This is a genomic window from Streptomyces sp. (genome assembly GCF_036566765.1).
In the GTDB taxonomy this organism is placed as follows: Bacteria; Actinomycetota; Actinomycetes; order Streptomycetales; family Streptomycetaceae; genus Streptomyces.
On sequence record NZ_DATCVQ010000736.1, the window covers coordinates 1 to 2166 of the forward strand.

The 2166-nt window shown below is 74.3% G+C and carries 2 protein-coding genes; both read right to left on the reverse strand.

Annotation, left to right across the window (positions count from 1 at the left end; all coding sequences use genetic code 11):
* Window positions 1–163: 163 nt before the first annotated feature.
* Window positions 164–1216, reverse strand: a complete 1053-nt coding sequence (locus VIU94_RS42740; protein WP_331920779.1) for an AAA family ATPase — start codon at window positions 1214–1216, stop codon at window positions 164–166.
* On the reverse strand, window positions 1216–2166 hold a 951-nt coding region (locus tag VIU94_RS42745; RefSeq protein ID WP_331920781.1), incomplete at its 5' end, for a VMAP-C domain-containing protein. The genes VIU94_RS42745 and VIU94_RS42740, both read right to left, overlap by 1 nt.

The window sequence follows — 2166 nt, forward strand, 5'->3', positions numbered from 1 at the left end:
TCGGGAGCCGCCCCGGTCGGCTGACCCGGGGCCGCCTCCGCCCGCCCCGCCGGCTCCGGCAACGTGCCCGCCAGCCACAGGACTTCGGCGACGCTCCGAGCGTCGGGCGGCGCGGCGCTCCCGTCCGGGTCGAGGGCGCGCAGCAGCGCGGCCAGCCGTTCGATCACGACTCGGCCGGGACCGTCACGTTGAGATGCTGGAAGACCAGGTCGGCCAGCCGATCGAGGTCCGGCGCGTCGTCGCCGCCGGTCCGGCTCACCAGGTAGACGGCGTTGAGAAGTTGGTCGGTGGCCAGCTCGCCCGACGCCGCGTGCCGAAGGAAGCGCTCGACGACCGCGTCCGCCGCGTCCTCGGCCATCGGCAGATGGGCGCGGACGATGGCACGCAGCCGCGCGTCGTCATCGACCGCCGGCAGATGGAGGCGGACGCAGCGGCGCAGGAACGCCGGCGGGAACTCGCGCTCGCCGTTGCTGGTGAGGATCGTGAACGGGAAGGTGTGGCAGCGCACGTCGCCCCGTACGACCGTCACGGGCGCGCCGGAGTCCGCCGGCCGGACGCGGACCTCGGGCTGCAGGTCGGCGACCCGCGAGAGCTCGGGGATCTCGAACGAGCCCTCCTCGAAGACGTCGAGCAGGTCGTTGGGGAGATCGATGTCGCTCTTGTCGATCTCGTCGATGAGCAGCACGCGGGGCAGTGCATACGGCGCGAGGGCGGTGCCGAGCGGCCCGAGGCGTACGTACCGGCCGAGGTCGGTCCGCCGCCGGTTCGCGCCGGGCGCCTCAAGCGATGGGGCCTGCTCTCCCTTCCTCCCCGCGCGGGCCACCCCCGCCTCCTCAAGGCGGCCCAGCGAGTCGTACCGGTACAGCCCGTCGCGCAGTTCGGTCTTGCTGTTGACCGGCCAGCGCAGCACCTGCCCCAGCTTCAGCTCGCGCGCGACCGCGTGCGCCAAAGTCGACTTGCCGACTCCCGGGTCGCCGGTCACCAGCAGCGGCCGACGCAGGTACAGGGCGGTGTTGACCGCCTCGACGGTGCGCTCGTCGGCCCGGTACGCGTCGGCGGCGGGCAGCCGCCGCCCGGCGCCGCCGTCGTCGGCGGTCCGGTCGAAGGGGGTGAGCGGCCCGTCGTGCCTGAAGTCCCGCCACGGGGGCGGGGCGGGCAGGTCGTCGATGCCGTCGTGCGGCTCGCTCGCACCGCGGTAGATCCGCCACTCGCTCATCAGGGACTTCCTTCCTCGGCCGGAGCCAATGGCACACGCGGGAGCTGCCGCCGGGGATCGTCCCACAGCAGCACGATGTCCCCGCCGATGTGGTCGCGCGGCTGCCGCTGCATCAGCGCCTCCGCCCGCAACTTCCATACGCGCTCGGGGAGTTCCTCGTGGCTGACGTCGGCGAGCTCCTTGCGGGCCGCGGAGTAGAACGCGCCGCCCGGGCACGCCTCGCGCCCCGGCAGCCCGCACGGCATCCCGTCCCCGCGCTCGCAGGCGGCGCTGTCCCGGTGCCAGGTCATCATCGGCACGCCTGAGGCCACCGCCACCCGGTACGCGTCCCCCACCGGCCCGGTCCGCGGCGACCCCGCCAGGGCCAGTGCCGCCAGCGTCGGGTCGAGGTCGAACGACGCGCCCAGGGCCGCCTTGTGCTGGGCGTCCCGCCCGCAGACGCACACCAGCGCCTCGCCCATGGTCCGGCCGTCCAGATGCTTCCAGCGCCGTTCCAACGCCCCCTGGAGCGAAGGTGCTTCGTGGCGCTCCAGGGGCCGCACCACCACCTGCTGCTTCGCGCCGAGCCGCGTCCACTCGAAGGGCTCCGGCAGCGGCAGCTGTGGGAAGTCCTCGTCGAGCGCTTCCTTGGGCAGGATCAGCTCGATCAGGCCCGACTCCGCCAACCCGCCCATGATCTCCACCTGTTCCGGCAGCAGCGCGGCCAGCCGCGCGACCGCGCGGTCCAGCGGCAGCGCGTCGGACTCGGGGCTTGCGGGCGTGATGTCCTTCGCCGAGCGGTACCGCCACACCATCACGTGGTACAGCATCCGGTCGCGCATCGAATGCCGGATCCGGCCGATCACCGACGGCCGAGAATCGCCTCCGCCGACCGCGCCGCCACTGCCCGCGACCGCGGCGACCGCGCCGCCACCGCCCGCCGCGCCGAAGCCCCCCGCATCGCCGCCCGC